Source organism: Halomonas sp. B23F22_3 (assembly GCF_043496965.1).
In the GTDB taxonomy this organism is placed as follows: Bacteria; Pseudomonadota; Gammaproteobacteria; order Pseudomonadales; family Halomonadaceae; genus Halomonas.
This window is the reverse complement of the sequence record NZ_JBIEKG010000001.1, coordinates 618967-635580: the sequence shown is the minus strand read 5'-3', so window position 1 is coordinate 635580 and position 16614 is coordinate 618967. Positions and strand designations below refer to the sequence as shown.

The following is a 16614-nucleotide window of genomic DNA, read 5'->3' as shown; positions in this document are numbered from 1 at the left end:
TCCCCCATGACCGTCCAACCCTCCGAGGCCGATGCGCCGCCTGAGCCCATCATCGCCGATGAGCAGATCCAGCTGGTGGATACCCGCAATCGTCCCTGCGGCAGCGCGCCGCGGGCCGCCATGCGGCGCTTTCGTTTCTGGCACCGGGCCACCTACATCGTGGTGCGCAATGCCCGCGGCGAGCTCTGTGTGCAGCGTCGCACCCTGACCAAGGAGGTCTTCCCGGGCGGCCTGGACCTGGCCGCCGGCGGGGTGGTGGGGGCCGGCGAGGCGGTGCACGTGGCGGCGCGCCGCGAGCTTTCCGAGGAACTCGGCATCCGCGGCGTGCCGCTACGCCACGCCCTGGAGTTCGTGCATGCCGAGCGCGGCAACCACATCTTCGGCAGCGTCTTCCTGGTTGATCACGACGGGCCGCTGACCCTGCAGGCCGAGGAGGTGGCCGACGCCTTCTGGCTGGCGCCCGACGAGGCCCTGGCCCTGGAGGGCATCACCCCGGACACCCGCCAGGCGGTCGAGGCGCTGCGCGCCGCCGGTGAGTTAGCACTCAAGCCCAAGGCCAGGCCATGAACCGACCCGCACAGCTCGATGACCTGGATGCCCTGCTCGCCGCCCTAGAGGGGGTGGTGCTCGGCAAGCCTCGGGAGGTGCGCCTGGCCCTCTGCTGCCTGCTGGCCCGTGGCCACCTGCTGATCGAGGACCTGCCGGGCCTGGGCAAGACCACGCTGGCCCAGGCGCTGGCGCGGGTCACCGGGCTCGACATGCAGCGCCTGCAGTTCACCAGCGACCTGCTGCCCGCCGACGTGCTCGGCGTCTCGGTCTTCGACCCGCGCGAGGGCAGCTTCCGCTTCCACCCGGGACCGATCTTCCACGGCCTGGTGCTCGCCGACGAGATCAACCGCGCCACCCCCAAGGCCCAGAGCGCGCTGCTCGAGGCCATGGAGGAGGGGCGGGTGAGCGTGGAGGGCGAGACCCGCGCGCTGCCGGATCCCTTCTTCGTCATCGCGACCCAGAACCCCCAGGAGCAGGCCGGCACCTTCGCCCTGCCGGAGTCTCAGCTCGACCGCTTCTTGATGCGCCTGTCGCTGGGCTACCCGGACCCGCGCGCCGAGCGCGAGATCCTGCGCGGCCAGGCCGGGCGGGCCCGGCTCGCCTCGCTGCCGGTGCTGCTCGACGGCGAGCGGCTGCGCGCCTGGCAGGCGCGGCTCGACCGCATCCACGTGGCTGACGCGCTGCTCGACTACGTGCAGGCGCTGGCCGCGGCCAGCCGGGAGCATCCGGAGCTCGCCTGGGGGCTCTCCACCCGGGGCGTGCTGGCCCTCCTGCAGGCGGCGCGGGGCTGGGCGCTGCTCGAGGGGCGCGACCACGTGCTGCCCGATGATATCCAGGCGGTGTGGGGCCCGGTGACGGGACACCGCCTCAGCAACGGGCCGCGCGAGGAGGGCGAGGCCCTGGCGCGCCACCTGCTGACCCGCGTGTCGGTGATGGGGTGAGCGTGGCGGCCGGGGTGGCGCCTCATGCGCCCCGCCGCGAGCGGCTGCGTCGCTGGTGGCGGGGGCGCCTGGCCACCCCGCTCGACGCGCCGCTGCCCCAGCGGCGGCTGTTCCTGATTCCCACCCGCTTCGGCCTGGGCTGGGCGACCCTCGTGGTCGTGCTGCTGCTGTTCGGCATCAACTACCAGAACAACCTGGCCTACGTGCTGGCCTTCTGGCTGTTCGGCATCGGGGTGGTGGCGCTGCTGCGCGGCTGGCTCAACCTGCTGGGCGTCACGCCCGCGCTGCGCCTGCCCCGGGAGGCCTTCGCCGGCGGCGAGGCACGCCTTCGCGTGGTGCTGCGGGCCCGCCGCCCGCGCACGGCCCTTGAGCTGCACTGCGATGGCGCCGACGCCTGGCTGGACATCGACGAGCGCGTCGGCGAGGCCGAGCTGGCCCTGCCCACGCCCCGCCGCGGCCGCCTGGCGCTACCCTGGCTGCGCATCGAGACCCGCTGGCCGCTGGGCCTGGTGCGCGTGGTGGCCTGGGTGAGCCACGACGCCGAGCTGCTGGTCTGGCCCCGCCCGCTCGAGGAGGAGGCGCCGACGGCGCGCCAGGGCGGCGCGGACGAGGACGCCGGCGACTTCGCCGGGCTGCGCCGCTTCCAGCCCGGCGACAGCCCTGGCCAGGTGGCCTGGAAGCAGTGGAGCCGCAGCGGGGTGCTCGCCACCAAGCAGTTCAGCGCACCGCCCCGCCGCGAGCGCTGGCTCGACTATGACGCCTGCCGCGGCGATCCCGAGCGGCGACTGTCGCTGCTCTGCGCCCGGGTGCTCGCCCACCATCGCGCCGGGGAGCGCTACGGGCTGCGCCTGCCAGGCCTGACCCTGGCCCAGGGCGAGGGCGATGGCCAGCGCCGCCGGGCGCTGGATGCCCTGGCGCGCTTCGGTCCGGCGGGGGAGGGTGCGCGGTGAGCGCGTCTCGCTCGGCCCTGAGTGAGCACCGGGCGCGGCTCGCCGAGGAGCGGCGCCTGGACGGCGGCCTGCTGCGCGAGCTCTTCATCGGCCAGTGCCTGGTGCTGGCGCTGCACCTGGCCTGGATGCCCGCCTGGCTGGTGGCGCTGGCCCTGGCGGTGGGCGGCTATCGGTGGCTGCAGTGGCGTCGCGGCTGGCCTCGCGTCGGCGTGCTGACGAGGATCGCCGCCGTGGGGGGGCTGGTGCTGGCGCTGCGCGCCGAGTACGGCACCCTGGGCAGCATGGACGGCCTGATCGGCCTGCTGCTCGGCGTCTACCTGCTCAAGCTGCTCGAGACCCAGGATCGCCGCGATGCCCGGGTCGTGGTGATGATCGGCCTGATCGCCACGGCCGTCGCCTTCCTCCACGATCAGGGCATCCCCATGGCCGCCGCGGCGCTGCTGGCGTTCGCCTGGCTGCTGCAGTCGCTGGTGCGGCTCGCCGGTAGCCGCGACCGTCGCCAGGCGTGGCGCGAGGCGGCCTGGCTGCTGGCGCTCTCGGCGCCGCTGATGGCGCTGCTGTTCGTCACCTTCCCGCGCCTGGGGCCGCTGTGGAGTATGCCGCGGCTGGACCGGGCCTCCACCGGGCTCTCCGACCAGATCGCCCCGGGCGACATCGCCGAGCTTTCGCGCAGCGCCGGGCGTGCCTTCCGGGCGCGCTTCGAGGGCCCCGAGCCCGCACCGGAAGAGCGCTACTGGCGGGTCTACACGCTGTCGCACTTCGACGGTATCCGCTGGTCGCGGGCCTCGCCCGAACAGCTGGCCGCGACCCTGGAGCGCCCCGTCGAGGCCTTCGTCGGCGTGGGTGCGCGCTCCCCCTGGCAGGCGCCGGCGAGGGCGCGCTTTCGCGCCGAGCTGCTGCTGGAGCCCGACAGCCGCCCCTGGCGGCCCTCCCTGGGCGCGCCGCTCGCCACCGGCGAGCCCCAGCGCTACCTGGCCGACGGCACCCTGGAGGGACTCGCCGCACTGAGTTCGCGCGGCCTGCTGCGCCTCGACAGCAGCGGCGCGGCGCCGGCCTATCCCGATCCCGCCGGGTCGCGCTGGCACCGCCTGCTGCCGGTGGAGTCCAACCCGCGCACCCGGGCGCTGGTCGGGCGACTCTGGCGCGCGAGCGGCGGCGACCCGGACGCCTATCTCGTGGCGATGATGGCGCGCTTCGGTGAGGCGCCCTATCGCTACACGCTCTCGCCGCCGCGGCTCGCCGGCGAGGATCGTGTCGACGACTTCCTGTTCGACAGCCGGGCCGGCTACTGCAGCCACTACGCCTCGGCGGCCGCGGTGATGGCGCGCATGGCGGGCATTCCGGCGCGGGTGGTGGCGGGCTTCCTGGGCGGCGAGCGCCATCCCGACGGCTACTACACGGTGCGCGACTACGATGCCCACGCCTGGGTGGAGGTCTGGCGGCAGGGCGGCTGGCAGCGCCTGGATCCCACGGCGGTGATCGCCCCGGAGCGCATCGAGCAGGGGCCCCAGGCGATCGAGGAGGGGGCCGAGGCCTTCATGGCCGATGCCCGCTTCTCGGCGCTGCGCCTGCGCGAGGTGGGCTGGGCGAATCGCCTGCGCCTGGGCTGGGAGCGGCTGGAGTATCGCTGGCAGCTCGGCGTGATCGGCTTTCAGCGCGAGTCGCGCCGCTCGCTGCTGGCGCGCCTCGCGGATGGCTGGCGGGCGGCCTGGGCGCGTCTCGAGGCCTGGTTGCCGGGACACGGCCTGCTTGCCACGACCCTGGGTCTCGCGGCCGTGCTGCTGATGGCGGCGGGCGTGGCGCTGCTGGCGTGTCTGGGCGTTCGTCGGTGGCGGCTCCAGCGGGACGAGCGGCGCCTGGTCGGCGCCCTGCAGGCCTGGCTGGCCGGCCGCGGGCTGGCGGCGCTGCCCGGGGAGTCGCCCGCCGCCCACCTGAGGCGCATCGCGCCCCTCGCCGGGCCGGCGGGCCGGGCCCTTGCCGACTGCGCCCATGATCTCGAGCGGCTCGCCTATGCGCCGCTCGAGGCGCCCGAGCGGGCAGTGCGTCGGCGGCGGCTGGCGCGGCGGGTGGCCGAGGTGCGCCGCCGCCTGCCGAAGCCGCGGCGAGGCGGGAGCGGGGCTGGCGCCCGGGAAACCGGCGTGTCATCGTAGGGATACCGAGAGCGAGCCTGATCCATGACCATTCATGACCACGAATGCCGCACCCAGAGCGGCCAGCCCTTCAACCTCCGCGCCCTGCGGGGTCAGGTGCTGTTGATCGTCAACGTGGCCAGCCAGTGCGGCTTCACGCCTCAGCTGCGCGACCTCGAGCATCTCTACGTTCGCTATCGCGACCGCGGCTTTACCGTGCTGGGCTTTCCCTGCAACCAGTTCGCTCGCCAGTCGCCGGAATCGGCGCTGGATTTCAGCCGCTTCGCCGAGCACGAGTTCGGCGTCTCCTTCCCGCTGATGGAGAAGGTGCGGGTCAACGGCAGCGACGCCCATCCGCTCTTCGTTGACCTCAAGCGCCAGGCCCCGGGGGTGCTGGGCACCGGCATGATCAAGTGGAACTTCACCAAGTTCCTGGTCGGCCGCGACGGCCGGGTGATCCGGCGCTTCTCTCCTCGCGACGGCGAGGCGGAGCTGCGCGAGGCGCTCGAGAAGGCCCTGGACGAGTCCTGAACGCGGGCGTTAGCAGCGCCAGGATCAGGGGGTCTCGCCGCGCTCGACCATCAGCCGCCCGATCAGCTCGTTCCAGCGATGGCGGGTCATCATGGTGGTCAGTCCCGAGAACAGCGCCCAGCTCTTGCGCCGCCAGCCCTTGAGCCGCAGGTTGTGGGAGACCAGCTGCTGCATCAGCTTGTAGTCATCGAAGGAGCGCCACTCGCCGGCCACCGACAGCTGGTGGCGGGCCATCACCGGGGCGAGCTCCAGGCGGAAGATCCACTCCAGGTCGCGCAGGCTCAGCTCGTGGCGCTCGATCTCGGCGATCATGCGCGCGTAGTCGGTCTCGCGGGGCTCGCGCTCCAGCCACAGCGGGGCCAGCGCGAGCCACAGCTCGCCGCGCTCATCGACCAGGGTCTGCGCATCCATCCACTCTCTCCTGCAGGGTTTGCCGCTCGGGCGTCGCTTGGCATCCTGCACCAGCCGGGCAGTGGCCTCAAGGGCGGACAGCCGGCGCCCTTGCCGCTAGAATGTGGCCCACTCCGGCACGGCTCATGCGTTCGTGCCACTCATTCGAGGCCGACGGCCATGCCCGGCCGTCGTGTCCGCCAGCAAAAACGAGGTCTGTCGTGATCATCAAGCCCAAGGTTCGCGGTTTCATCTGCACCACCACCCATCCCGTCGGCTGCGAGCAGAACGTGCTCGAGCAGATCGAGGCGACCCGCGCCCGCGGCCTGGACAAGGCCAACGGCCCGAAGAAGGTGCTGGTGATCGGTGCCTCCAGCGGCTATGGCCTGGCGGCGCGGGTCACCGCCGCCTTCGGCTACGGCGCCGACACCCTGGGCGTGTTCTTCGAGAAGCCGGGCACCGAGAAGAAGCCCGGCACCGCCGGCTGGTACAACAGCGCCGCCTTCGACAAGTTCGCCAAGCAGGAAGGGCTCTACAGCAAGTCGATCAACGGCGATGCCTTCAGCCATGAGGCGCGCGAGAAGGCCATCGAGCTGATCCAGCAGGACATGGGCCAGGTCGACCTGGTGGTCTACTCGCTGGCCTCGCCGGTGCGCAAGCTGCCCGATAGCGGCGAGCTCAAGCGCTCCAGCCTCAAGCCGATCGGCGAGACCTACCGCGCCACCGCCATCGACACCAACAAGGACGCCATCATCGAGGCCGAGGTCGAGCCCGCCACCGAGCAGGAGATCGAAGACACCAAGGCGGTGATGGGCGGCGAGGACTGGGAGCTGTGGATCGAGGCCCTGGATCGCGCCGGCGTGCTGGCCCCGGGCGCGCGCAGCGTGGCCTTCAGCTACATCGGCACCGAGATCACCTGGCCGATCTACTGGCACGGCGCCCTGGGCAAGGCCAAGGAGGACCTGGATCGCGCCGCCAGCGAGATCGACCAGCGCCTCTCCGCTAGCGGCGGTGGCGCTAACGTCGCGGTGCTCAAGTCGGTGGTCACCCAGGCCAGCGCCGCCATCCCGGTCATGCCGCTCTACATCGCCATGGTCTACCGGGTGATGAAGGAGCAGGGCCTGCACGAGGGCACCATCGACCAGCTCAATCGCCTGTTCGGCGAGCGTCTCTATGGCGGTAGCGCCGAGACCGACGAGGCCGGCCGCCTGCGCCTGGACGACTGGGAGCTGCGCGACGACGTCCAGCAGGCCTGCAAGGACCTGTGGCCCCAGGTGACCACCGAGAACCTCTTCGAGATCACCGACTACGCCGGCTACAAGCGCGACTTCCTGAAGCTGTTCGGCTTCGAGCGCGACGACGTGGATTACGATGCCGAGGTGAACCCGGTAGCGGACTTCGATGTCGTGAACCTGTAGGGCCCCGCGTTTTCGACCGGTGTGCAGACGCGGGATCGGTTCTCCAGCGAAGGAGGCGTGCCATGGATACCCGCGACAGCAAGACGCCGGAAGAGGAACTGCAGCACCTCAAGGAAGTGAGCCAGCCCGAGGACTACGACCAGCCGGAGCCGGATGTGGAGCAGTCCGAGGCCAAGAGCCCGCCCGGCGGTCTGCACCGCGTGCTGCCCATCGTCATCGTGGTGATCGGGCTCGCGGTGGCGGCCATGCTGCTGCTGAGTGGCAAAGGCCCCTAGGGCGTGTCGTCGCCCCGCTCGTGCGGCGGGGCTGTGGATCCCGCCCGGCCTTGGGTAAGATAGGGAGCTTTTCCCGTGCCTGCCGGCGCCGACCCAAGGCCAGATCCGCATGCTCGACTCCGTTTCTTCCCCCCGCCCGACGTCGCTCACGCGCCACGTCGGCGTGGTGGTGCTGCCCGGCTTCTCCCTGCTGGCCGAGGCCTGCGCCACCGAGCCGCTGTTCGTGGCCAATCGGCTGGAAGGGCGGTCGCTCTATCGGCTCACTACCTTCGCGACCGCGTCAGGCCCCGTGGTGAGCGCCTCACAGCAGGCGTTGATGCCCCAGGCCGGCATCGGCGAGGTGGATGACCCGCTCGACCTGCTGCTGGTATGCGCCCCCGGGCCGCTCGCCGGTCGCATCCCCCAGGCCCTGGTCGACTGGCTGCGCCGGCTCGCCGGTGCCGGCGTGCTGCTGGGCGGCATCGGCGGCGGCACCGAGGTGCTGGCCCGGGCCGGGGTGCTCGACGGCTACCGGGCCACGCTGCCCTGGCAGCGTTTCGACGCCGTCGCCGACGACTTCCCCCAGGTGCGCCTCTCGCGCCAGCTGTTCGAGATCGACCGCGATCGCCTGACCTGTGGCGGCGGCACCGCCGCCATGGACATGATGATGACCCTGGTGGGCAGCCAGCACGGTCCCCGGCTCGCCGAGCGCATCTCCGAGCACTTCGTGCTGGAGCGCATCCGCATGGGCGACGAGCCCCAGCAGATGCCGCTGCGTTCGCGGCTCGGCCATGCGCCCGAGAGCCTCTCCGAGGCGGTCGCGCTGATGGAGGCCAACATCGAGGAGCCGCTGACGACCCACGAGCTGGCCGAGCACCTGGGCATCTCGCGGCGCCAGCTGGAGCGGCTCTTCAAGAAGTACCTTCAGGCGGTGCCCAGCCGCTACTACCTGGACCTGCGCCTGCAGCGGGCGCGTCGGCTGCTGCGCGAGAGCGACCACCCCGCCGGCGAGATCGCCCTGCTGACCGGCTTCTCCTCGGCGGCGCACTTCTCCACCGCCTACCGCAACCACTTCGGCATGACGCCCCGGGAGGAACGCCTGGCCTGAGTCCGCCAGGGCGCGCGGTCGCGTCTGGTACTCCCTGGCGGGCCTGCGCGCCCGGCGGACCGTCCCGATCAGGCGGGGCGCGCCAGCAGGGCGCGGAACAGCCCGCCCATCATCACCGGCGCGTCCTGCTCGATCGTGAAGCCGGCGCCTTCCAGCAGCGGCCGGGCCTGACGGGTGATGTCGGTGGCGATGGCCGAGGTGAGGGCGTTGAGGCCGCGGCGCGGCAGGCTCGCCGGGCGCGCGTCGGCCTGGAACTTGTCCATCACGCAGAGCTGGCCGTCCGCCTTCAGCACCCGGCGGGCCTCGGCCAGGCCCCGCGCCGGGTCGGGCATCACCGCCAGGATCAGGTGCATCACCACCACGTCGAAGTGAGCGTCGGGATAGTCGAGCCGCTCGGCATCCATCACCTCGGCCTGGACGTCGCGACCGAGCCCCTCGGCGCGGCGCGCCAGGCGCCGCACCATGGCCGGCGACAGGTCGCCGGCATGCAGCTCGATGTCGCGGGGCAGCCAGGGCAGGTCGAGCCCGGTGCCGGCACCGACCAGCAGCACCCGCATGCCGGGGCGCCAGGTCACCTGCTCCACGGCCCGACGGCGCGCCTCGCGAAAGGCCCGCTCGGCCACCAGGTCGTAGACGGGGGCGTAGAGTCCATAGCGGACCCGGTTCCAGGCCGTGGTGTTGAACATGAGGGACTCCTGGTGGATGGGTTGCTTCAGCCTACCCCATCCTTTTACACAACTCCCCGTCCCATTGCTGAAAGCCTCCCGTGCCGGCGCTCCCTATACTCGAGGTATTCCACGATCCCTCATTCCGAGTATGGAGAGCGACATGAGCCAGACCCCGACCCGCGCCGATTTCGACCAGTACATGGTGCCCAACTACGCCCCCCAGAAGGCGATCCCGGTGCGTGGCGAGGGGAGCCGCCTGTGGGACCAGGAGGGCAAGGAGTACATCGACTTCGCCGGCGGCATCGCCGTCAACGCCCTCGGTCACTGCCACCCGGTGCTGGTCGAGGCCCTCACCGAGCAGGCCAACAAGCTCTGGCACCTGGCCAACGTCTACACCAACGAGCCGGCCCTGAAGCTCGCCCAGGCTCTGGTCGAGCGCACCTTCGCCGACAAGGTGTTCCTCTGCTCCTCCGGCGGCGAGGCCAACGAGGCGGCGCTGAAGCTGGCGCGCCGCTGGGCCTACAATGAGCACGGCGAGCACAAGGACAAGATCATCTCCTTCCGCCAGTCGTTCCATGGCCGCACCTTCTTCACCGTCAGCGTCGGCGGCCAGCCCAAGTACTCCCAGGGCTTCGGGCCGATCCCCGGCGGCATCCTGCACGCCGAGTTCAACGACCTCGAGGCGGTGCGCGAGCTGATGGGCGATGACACCTGCGCGGTGATGGTCGAGCCGATGCAGGGCGAGGGCGGCATCCTGCCGGCCTCCCAGGAATTCCTCGAGGGGCTGCGCGCGCTGTGCGACGAGCACCAGGCGCTGCTGATCTTCGATGAGGTGCAGACCGGCGTCGGCCGCAGCGGCTCGCTCTACGCCTACATGGAATACGGCGTGACCCCGGACATCCTGACCAGCGCCAAGTCGCTGGGCGGCGGCTTCCCGGTGGGCGCCATGCTGACCACCGACGCCATCGCCCCGGCCATGGCCATCGGCACCCACGGCTCCACCTACGGCGGCAACGCCCTGGCCTCCGCCGTGGCGCTGGCCGCCGTCGAGTACATCGACACCCCCGAGGTGCTCGAGGGCGTCAAGCACCGCCATGACCTCTTCCGCGAGCACCTCGAGGCGATCAATCGCCAGTACGGCGTGTTCAAGGAGATCCGCGGCATGGGCATGCTGATGGGCGCCCAGATGTCCGACGAGTACGAGGGGCGGGCCAAGGAGATCCTGCCGCTGGCCATCGAGGAGGGCCTGATGGCGCTGATCGCCGGGCCCAACGTGCTGCGCATGGCGCCGTCGCTGGTGATTCCCGAGGAGGACATCCGCGAGGGCATGGCACGTCTGGAGCGGGCGGTGGCGCGTCTGGTGGCGGGACAGTGAGCCGCGGCTCCCCGATGCGCGACGACTCATCCCCCTACGGAGATCCTGCCATGCTGGTCATTCGTCCCGTTCGCCCGGCGGACCTGCCGTCCCTGGAGCGGCTGGCCGGCAGCGCCACGCCGCGCCTGACCAACCTGCCGGCCCATCGTGATCGCCTCGAGGAGCGCATCGCGCGCTCCCAACGCGCCTTCGCCGGCGACATCGAGGCGCCCGGCGACGAGCACTACATCTTCGTGCTCGAGGACCTGGAGCGCGGCGAGGTGGCCGGGACCGCCACCATCCGCGCCCAGGCCGGCGCCCGCGAGGCCTACTACACCTATCGCCAGGAGACGCTGATCCACGCCTCCCAGCAGCTCGACGTGCGTCGCGAGGTGCCGACCCTGGCGCTCTCCCACGAGGTCTCCGAGGCGACCCTGCTCTGCGCGCTGTCGCTGGATGCCCGCTACAAGGGCACCAGCGCCGAGAGCCTGCTGCGCCGCGCGCGGCTGATGTTCATCAGCCAGTACCCCGAGCGCTTCGCCGACCTGCTCGCCATGGCCTTCCCGGGCTACCTGGACGATCAGGGCGAGTCGCCGTTCTGGAACAGCGTGGGCCGCCACTTCTTCGTGCGCGACTACCAGGAGATCAACTACTTCGCCGGGGTGCGCTCGAAGAGCTTCGTCGCCGAGGTGATGCCGCAGTTCCCGCTCTACCTGGCGCTGCTCACGCCCCAGGCCCGGGCCGCCATCGGTCGCGAGCATCCCGACCACGAGTCGGCGATGAACGAGATGCTGGCCGAGGGCTTCCTGCGCAGCCGCCACGTCGACATCTTCGATGCCGGCCCGGTGATCAAGGGCGAACGCGAGCGTCTGGCGAGCTTTCGCCGCGCCGCCTGGCACCCGGTGCGTATCCGCCCGGCCCATGCCCTGCCCGACGCCGAGCCGGCCATGATCGCCAACCAGCGGCTGGCGGACTTCCGCTGCGTGGTGGCGCGCTATGCGCTGTCGCCCACCGGGCAGCTGATGCTCTCGCCCGAGCATGCCGAGCTGCTGGGCGTGGAGGAGGGCCGCGCCGTGCTGGCCGCCCCGCTGGCGCTGCCGGACGCGGACGAATCGGGCTACGACGAGGGAGAGCTGTAATGCGCATGAGACCGATCGTCGAAACCGACATCGACGAACTCCAGGCCCTGGCCCGGGAGACCGGGGTGGGCTTCACCTCGCTGCCCGACAACCGCGAGTTCCTGGCCGCCCGGATCGCCTCGACGGTGAGCGCCTTCGAGGAGCGTACCCCGGTCGACCAGCGGCTCTACTTCTTCGTGCTGGAGGACGAGGAGACCGGCCGGCTGGCCGGCTGCTGCGCCATCGAGGGCCAGGTGGGGCGCGAGACGCCGTTCTACCACTATCGCCTGGGCACCCTGGCGCACTCCTCGGTGCAGCTCGACCTGCACCGCACCATCGATACCCTCTTCCTGAGCTCCGACCACACCGGCGACGCCGAGGTGGCCTCGCTGTTCCTGAGGCCCGAGTACCGCGGCGGCGATCCCCGTCATCAGCGCAACGGCGCGCTGCTGTCGATGATGCGCTGGCTGTTCATGGCCGAGTTCCGCGACCGCTTCCCCGAGAAGGTGCTGGCGGAGATGCGCGGCGTCTTCGACGAGCGCGGCCGCAGTCCCTTCTGGGAGTGCCTGGGCAGCAACTTCTTCCCGCTCGACTTCGACGAGGCGGACAAGCTCACCGGGCTCGGTCAAAAGAGCTTCATCGGCGAGCTGATGCCCAAGTTCCCGATCTATACCCCGTTCCTCTCCGAGGAGGCGCGGGCCTGCATCGGCCAGGTCCACGAACACACCCGTCCGGCGCTGGCCATGCTCAAGAAGCAGGGGCTGCGCTGGGAGGGCTACATCGACATCTTCGACGGTGGCCCCACCGTCGAGGCCTACATCGACGACGTGCGTGGCGTGCGGCTGTCGCGGCGCTGCCGGGTGGAGGTGAAGGCCGGCGCGCTCGAGACGACACCGCGTCCGCGCTGGCTGGCGGCCACCACCGGCATGGCCGGCTTCCGCGCCGCCTGGCTGGGCCGAGGCCCGGACGAGCAGGGCGTGGTGACCCTCGACGAGGCCGAGGCGCGCCGGCTGGAGGTCGCCTCCGGCGACACCCTGCGCATACTGGATACCGAGGAGGAGGCGTGATGAAGGCAATGGAACAGCTGTTGATCGGCGGCACCTGGCAGGCGGGACGAGGCGAGGCCTTCGCCAAGCGCGACCCGGTCTCCGATGAGCGTCTCTGGGAAGGCCAGGCGGCCGACGAGGCCCAGGTGGACGCCGCCGTGACCGCCGCTCGCGAGGCCTTCCCGGCCTGGGCCCGCACCCCCTTCGCCGAGCGGCAGGCGCTGGTGGAGCGCTTCCGCGAGGTGCTCGAGCGCCACCGCGAGACTCTCGCCGCGACCATCGCCCACGAGACCGGCAAGCCCCTCTGGGAGGCGCGTACCGAGATCGGCGCGATGATCGGCAAGGTGGCGATCTCCCTGCGCGCCTACCAGGAGCGCACCGGCGAGCGCAGCCGCGACCTGGGCGACGCCACCGCCGTGCTGCGTCATCGGCCCCACGGGGTGATGGCGGTGTTCGGCCCCTACAACTTCCCCGGCCATCTGCCCAACGGCCACATGGTCCCGGCGCTGCTGGCCGGCAACAGCGTGGTCTTCAAGCCCAGCGAGCAGACGCCGCTGACCGCCGACCTCACCCTGCAGTGCTGGCAGGAGGCGGGGCTGCCCGACGGGGTGATCAACCTCGTCCAGGGCGCGGCCGCCACGGGCCAGGCGCTCTCCGCGCACCCCGGCATCGACGGTCTGCTGTTCACCGGCAGCGCCCGGGTGGGCGGCCTGCTGCATCGCCAGTTCGCCGACCAGTTCGACAAGATCCTGGCCCTGGAGCTCGGCGGCAACAATCCGCTGGTGGTCAAGGACGTGCCCGACCAGGAGGCCGCCGTGCTGACCATCCTGCAGTCGGCCTTCCTCTCCGGCGGCCAGCGCTGCACCTGCGCCCGGCGGCTGATCGTGCCTGAGGGCCAGGTGGGCGATCACCTGCTGGACGCCCTCAGTGACGCCATCTCGCGGCTGCGGGTGGCCGGCCAGTTCAGCGAGCCGGCCCCCTTCTACGCGGGCCTGGCCAACGTGGCGGCGGCCGACGGCCTGCTCGCGGCCCAGGACGACCTGGAGGCACGCGGCGGCACGGTGCTCTCGCGCATGGAGCGCCTGGAGCCCGGCACCAGCCTGCTCAGCCCCGCGCTGATCGACGTCACCGGCCTCGAGGTACCCGACGAGGAGCACTTCGGCCCGCTGCTCAAGGTCTACCGCTACCGCAGCTGGGACGACGCCCTGGCACTGGCCAACGATACCCGCTACGGCCTCTCGGCCGGGCTGATCGGGGGCGAGCGCGGCGACTGGGACGACTTCCTGCTGCGCATCCGCGCCGGCATCGTCAACTGGAACCGCCAGACCACCGGCGCCTCCGGCGACGCGCCCTTCGGCGGCGTGGGCGCGAGTGGCAACCACCGCCCCAGCGCCTACTACGCGGCCGACTACTGCGCCTACCCGGTGGCCTCCATGGAGAGCGAGGCGCTGGCCCTGCCCGACACGCTGCCGCCGGGGGTGACACTATGAGCGAAGAAAGGAACGATAACGGGCAACAGCCGATCGCGGACGTGCGCGAGGTCAACTTCGATGGCCTGGTCGGCCCGACCCACAACTACTCCGGCCTGGCGCTGGGCAACCTGGCCTCCATGACCCACCAGGGCCTGGTGGCCAACCCGAAGGAGGCCGCCCTGCAGGGCCTCGGGAAGATGAAGGCGCTGATGGACGCCGGCTACGCCCAGGGCGTGCTGCCGCCCCAGCAGCGCCCCGACCTGGGGGCGCTGCGCCGCCTGGGGTTCCAGGGCAGCGATGCCCAGGTGCTGGCCCGGGCGGCCGGCGAGGCTCCACAGCTGCTGCGGGCGGTCTGCTCGGCCTCGAGCATGTGGACCGCCAACGCCGCGACCGTGACGCCCTCGGCCGACGCCCCGGACGGCCGGGTGCACTTCACGCCGGCCAACCTGCAGTCGAGCTTCCATCGCTACCTGGAGCCGGACACCACCGGCCGGGTGCTGGCCTCGATCTTCCGCGACGCGCGCCACTTCGCCCATCACCCGGCGCTGCCGGGCACGCCGGCCTTCTCCGACGAGGGCGCGGCCAACCACACCCGGCTGTGTGGCGAGTACGGCGAGGCCGGCGTGCACCTGTTCGTCTACGGCCGGGCGGCCTTCGGCTGGGGCGCGGAGGAGGGCGTGGCACCGCGGCGCTATCCGGCGCGCCAGACCCTGGAGGCGAGCCAGGCGATCGCCCGCCAGCACGGCCTGTCGGAGTCCCAGGTGGTGTTCGCCCAGCAGCATCCCGAGGCGATCGACGCCGGCGTCTTCCACAACGACGTGATCGCGGTGGGCAACGGCCCGGTGCTGCTCTATCACGAGCGCGCCTTCCTCGATGAACAGGGCACCCTGGACGCGCTGCGCGCGAAGATGCCCACGCCGCTGATCCCGGTGCGGGTGCCGGAGGAGGCGGTGAGCCTCGAGGACGCCGTGGCCTCCTATCTGTTCAACTCGCAGCTGCTCACCAACCCCGACGGCACCATGACGCTGGTGGTGCCCGGCGAGTGCCAGGAGCGCGAGAGCGTCTGGCGCGCCATTCAGGATCACCTGCTGGCCGGCCACAACCCGATCGGCGAGGTGGTGGTCAAGGACGTCAAGCAGAGCATGCGCAACGGCGGCGGGCCCGCCTGCCTGCGCCTGCGGGTCGTGCTCTCGGCCGCCGAACGGGCCGCGCTCGCAGGAAGGGTGCTGCTGGACGACGGCCTGCATGGTGATCTCACCGCCTGGGTCGAGCGCCACTACCGGGATCGCCTGGCCCCGGAGGACCTGGCCGACCCACAGCTCGCCGACGAGACCCTCACCGCCCTGGACGAGCTGACGCGGCTGCTCTCGCTCGGTGCCGTCTATCCCTTCCAGCGGGGCTGAGGCCATTGCGGGAAGCCGTCGAGAGGGCCCGCCCCGGGACGGGGCGGGCCCTCTGCTGTAGCATCCGTCTGCACATCAGGGAGGCGGATCCGCAGAGGGCTGGATGAGCAGTGACGGCATGACCAGTGACGGCATGATCAGGGACGAGACGGTGTGGCCGGCGGCGTCGCCGCAGGCGGCCTATCGGCAGGCGATCGCGCGGGCCGGTTTCGTCGACGACGCGGCCCAGGGCCAGGCGGTGGCGCACCTCGAGGCCTGCTTCCACGCCTTGCACGAGGGGCCGGGTGGCGTGCCGGGGGTCTACCTCTGGGGGCCGGTCGGGCGCGGCAAGACCTGGCTGATGGATCTCTTCCAGCGCCACCTCGACGTGCCCTCGCGGCGCCAGCACTTTCACCACTTCATGCGCTGGGTGCATCACCGTCTCTTCCTGCTCTCCGGCACCGCCGATCCGCTGACGGCGCTGGCCCGGGAGCTGGCCGCCGAGGTGCGGGTACTATGCCTCGACGAGCTGTTCGTCAGCGATATCGCCGACGCGATGATCCTTGGTGGGCTCTTCGGCGCGATGTTCGACCAGGGGGTCACGCTGGTCTGCACCTCGAACCAGGCCCCGCAGCAGCTCTACGCCGAGGGCTTCAACCGCGAGCGTTTTCTCCCCGCCATCGCTGCCATCGAGCGGCACAGCCGGGTGGTCGCGCTCGACGGCGGACAGGACCATCGCCTGCACCCCGGCCGGGCCCACCCCCGCTACTGGGTCTCACGTCCCGGGCAGCCGAGCGCCCTGCCCGACGTCTTCGAGCGGCTGCGTGGGGAGCGGCCCGTGAGCCATGCCCCCATCGAATTGGGGCACCGACCCATTGCCGTGGTCCGGCGCAGCGAGCGGGTGCTCTGGTGTCGCTATGGCGATCTGTGCGAGGCGCCGCTGGCGGCGCTGGACTTCATCGCCCTCGGCGACCGCTTCGATCACGTGCTGCTCGGCGAGGTCCCCCGGCTGAGCCGTCACGCGCCGGCAGAGCCCATCGCCCGGGGCACCGAGGACGGTGCGGCACGGATCGCGGCGGGCGATCGCGACTTCCCCGAGCTCTCCCGCCACGACGACGGCGTGCGGCGCTTCATTGCCCTAGTCGACGAGTGCTATGACCGTCGCATCCCGCTCTATCTGGAGGCCGAGGTGGCGATGGACGCGCTCTATCCCCACGGCTACCTGGCCTTCCCGTTTCGGCGCGTGCTCAGCCGCCTTCGCGAGATGCAGCTGGAGCGCTTCGGGTGCTACCTGCCGTGAACGG

The 16614-nt window shown here is 71.7% G+C and carries 16 protein-coding genes; 14 read left to right on the top strand and 2 right to left on the bottom strand.

All coding sequences use genetic code 11. The annotated features are described in order from the left end of the window. Positions 1 to 6 precede the first annotated feature (6 nt). Genes ACGTNG_RS02820 through ACGTNG_RS02800 form a run of 5 tightly spaced genes read left to right on the top strand, consistent with a single transcriptional unit; the run spans position 7 to position 5100 of the window. A complete protein-coding gene (locus tag ACGTNG_RS02820) occupies positions 7 to 567 on the top strand; it encodes an NUDIX hydrolase (protein WP_394575356.1) in 561 nt (186 codons plus the stop codon). After that, positions 564 to 1490 carry an AAA family ATPase gene (locus tag ACGTNG_RS02815; protein WP_394575355.1) on the top strand — a complete coding sequence of 309 codons (927 nt, stop codon included), beginning with the start codon at positions 564 to 566 and terminating at the stop codon, positions 1488 to 1490. Before ACGTNG_RS02820 ends, ACGTNG_RS02815 begins: the two co-directional genes overlap by 4 nt. Continuing rightward, positions 1487 to 2440, top strand: a complete 954-nt coding sequence (locus ACGTNG_RS02810) for a DUF58 domain-containing protein (RefSeq protein WP_394575354.1) — start codon at positions 1487 to 1489, stop codon at positions 2438 to 2440. The genes ACGTNG_RS02815 and ACGTNG_RS02810 overlap by 4 nt, the downstream gene beginning before the upstream one ends. After that, on the top strand, positions 2437 to 4590 hold the full coding sequence (locus ACGTNG_RS02805) for a transglutaminase TgpA family protein (protein WP_394575352.1): 2154 nt from the start codon (positions 2437 to 2439) through the stop codon (positions 4588 to 4590). Before ACGTNG_RS02810 ends, ACGTNG_RS02805 begins: the two co-directional genes overlap by 4 nt. 24 nt (positions 4591 to 4614) lie before the next feature. Next, positions 4615 to 5100 carry a glutathione peroxidase gene (locus ACGTNG_RS02800; protein ID WP_394575351.1) on the top strand — a complete coding sequence of 162 codons (486 nt, stop codon included), beginning with the start codon at positions 4615 to 4617 and terminating at the stop codon, positions 5098 to 5100. Between the two features lie 24 nt (positions 5101 to 5124). Here the strand turns inward: ACGTNG_RS02800 and ACGTNG_RS02795 are convergent, their stop codons facing one another. Beyond that, positions 5125 to 5511: a DUF7079 family protein gene (locus ACGTNG_RS02795; RefSeq protein WP_394575350.1), complete on the bottom strand. Its 387-nt coding sequence runs from the start codon at positions 5509 to 5511 to the stop codon at positions 5125 to 5127. Between the two features lie 200 nt (positions 5512 to 5711). On the opposite strand from ACGTNG_RS02795, the gene fabV reads away from it, so the two are divergent. The 3 genes from fabV (at position 5712) to ACGTNG_RS02780 (ending at position 8270) form a co-directional block, all read left to right on the top strand. Then, positions 5712 to 6908: an enoyl-ACP reductase FabV gene (gene fabV, locus ACGTNG_RS02790; protein WP_394575349.1), complete on the top strand. Its 1197-nt coding sequence runs from the start codon at positions 5712 to 5714 to the stop codon at positions 6906 to 6908. A 62-nt stretch (positions 6909 to 6970) separates the two neighbouring features. Next, positions 6971 to 7183, top strand: coding sequence for a hypothetical protein (locus tag ACGTNG_RS02785; protein WP_394575348.1), 213 nt, complete (start codon positions 6971 to 6973; stop codon positions 7181 to 7183). Between the two features lie 109 nt (positions 7184 to 7292). Beyond that, the gene (locus ACGTNG_RS02780; RefSeq protein ID WP_394575347.1) at positions 7293 to 8270 is read left to right on the top strand and encodes a GlxA family transcriptional regulator; all 978 of its coding nucleotides are present in this window, start codon (positions 7293 to 7295) and stop codon (positions 8268 to 8270) included. 68 nt (positions 8271 to 8338) lie between these two features. Here ACGTNG_RS02780 and ACGTNG_RS02775 read toward each other — a convergent pair whose 3' ends face one another. Next, on the bottom strand, positions 8339 to 8956 hold the full coding sequence (locus tag ACGTNG_RS02775) for a class I SAM-dependent methyltransferase (protein WP_394575346.1): 618 nt from the start codon (positions 8954 to 8956) through the stop codon (positions 8339 to 8341). Between the two features lie 142 nt (positions 8957 to 9098). Here ACGTNG_RS02775 and ACGTNG_RS02770 point away from each other — a divergent pair, with 142 nt between their 5' ends. The 6 genes from ACGTNG_RS02770 to zapE all read left to right on the top strand — a co-directional run bounded on the left by ACGTNG_RS02770 (position 9099) and on the right by zapE (position 16610). Next, entirely contained in the window at positions 9099 to 10313 is a 1215-nt protein-coding gene (locus tag ACGTNG_RS02770) for an aspartate aminotransferase family protein (protein WP_394575345.1), read from the top strand. A gap of 50 nt (positions 10314 to 10363) precedes the next feature. Beyond that, positions 10364 to 11431 (top strand): arginine N-succinyltransferase, encoded by a 1068-nt coding sequence (gene astA, locus ACGTNG_RS02765; RefSeq protein ID WP_394575344.1) that lies wholly within the window; start codon positions 10364 to 10366, stop codon positions 11429 to 11431. Continuing rightward, positions 11431 to 12477, top strand: a complete 1047-nt coding sequence (gene astA, locus ACGTNG_RS02760; protein ID WP_394575343.1) for an arginine N-succinyltransferase — start codon at positions 11431 to 11433, stop codon at positions 12475 to 12477. Before astA (ACGTNG_RS02765) ends, astA (ACGTNG_RS02760) begins: the two co-directional genes overlap by 1 nt. Then, a complete protein-coding gene (gene astD / locus ACGTNG_RS02755) occupies positions 12477 to 13946 on the top strand; it encodes a succinylglutamate-semialdehyde dehydrogenase (RefSeq protein ID WP_394575342.1) in 1470 nt (489 codons plus the stop codon). The genes astA (ACGTNG_RS02760) and astD overlap by 1 nt, the downstream gene beginning before the upstream one ends. Continuing rightward, on the top strand, positions 13943 to 15331 hold the full coding sequence (astB, locus tag ACGTNG_RS02750) for an N-succinylarginine dihydrolase (RefSeq protein ID WP_394575341.1): 1389 nt from the start codon (positions 13943 to 13945) through the stop codon (positions 15329 to 15331). The genes astD and astB overlap by 4 nt, the downstream gene beginning before the upstream one ends. A gap of 103 nt (positions 15332 to 15434) precedes the next feature. Beyond that, positions 15435 to 16610: a cell division protein ZapE gene (gene zapE / locus ACGTNG_RS02745; protein ID WP_394575339.1), complete on the top strand. Its 1176-nt coding sequence runs from the start codon at positions 15435 to 15437 to the stop codon at positions 16608 to 16610. Positions 16611 to 16614 lie beyond the last annotated feature (4 nt).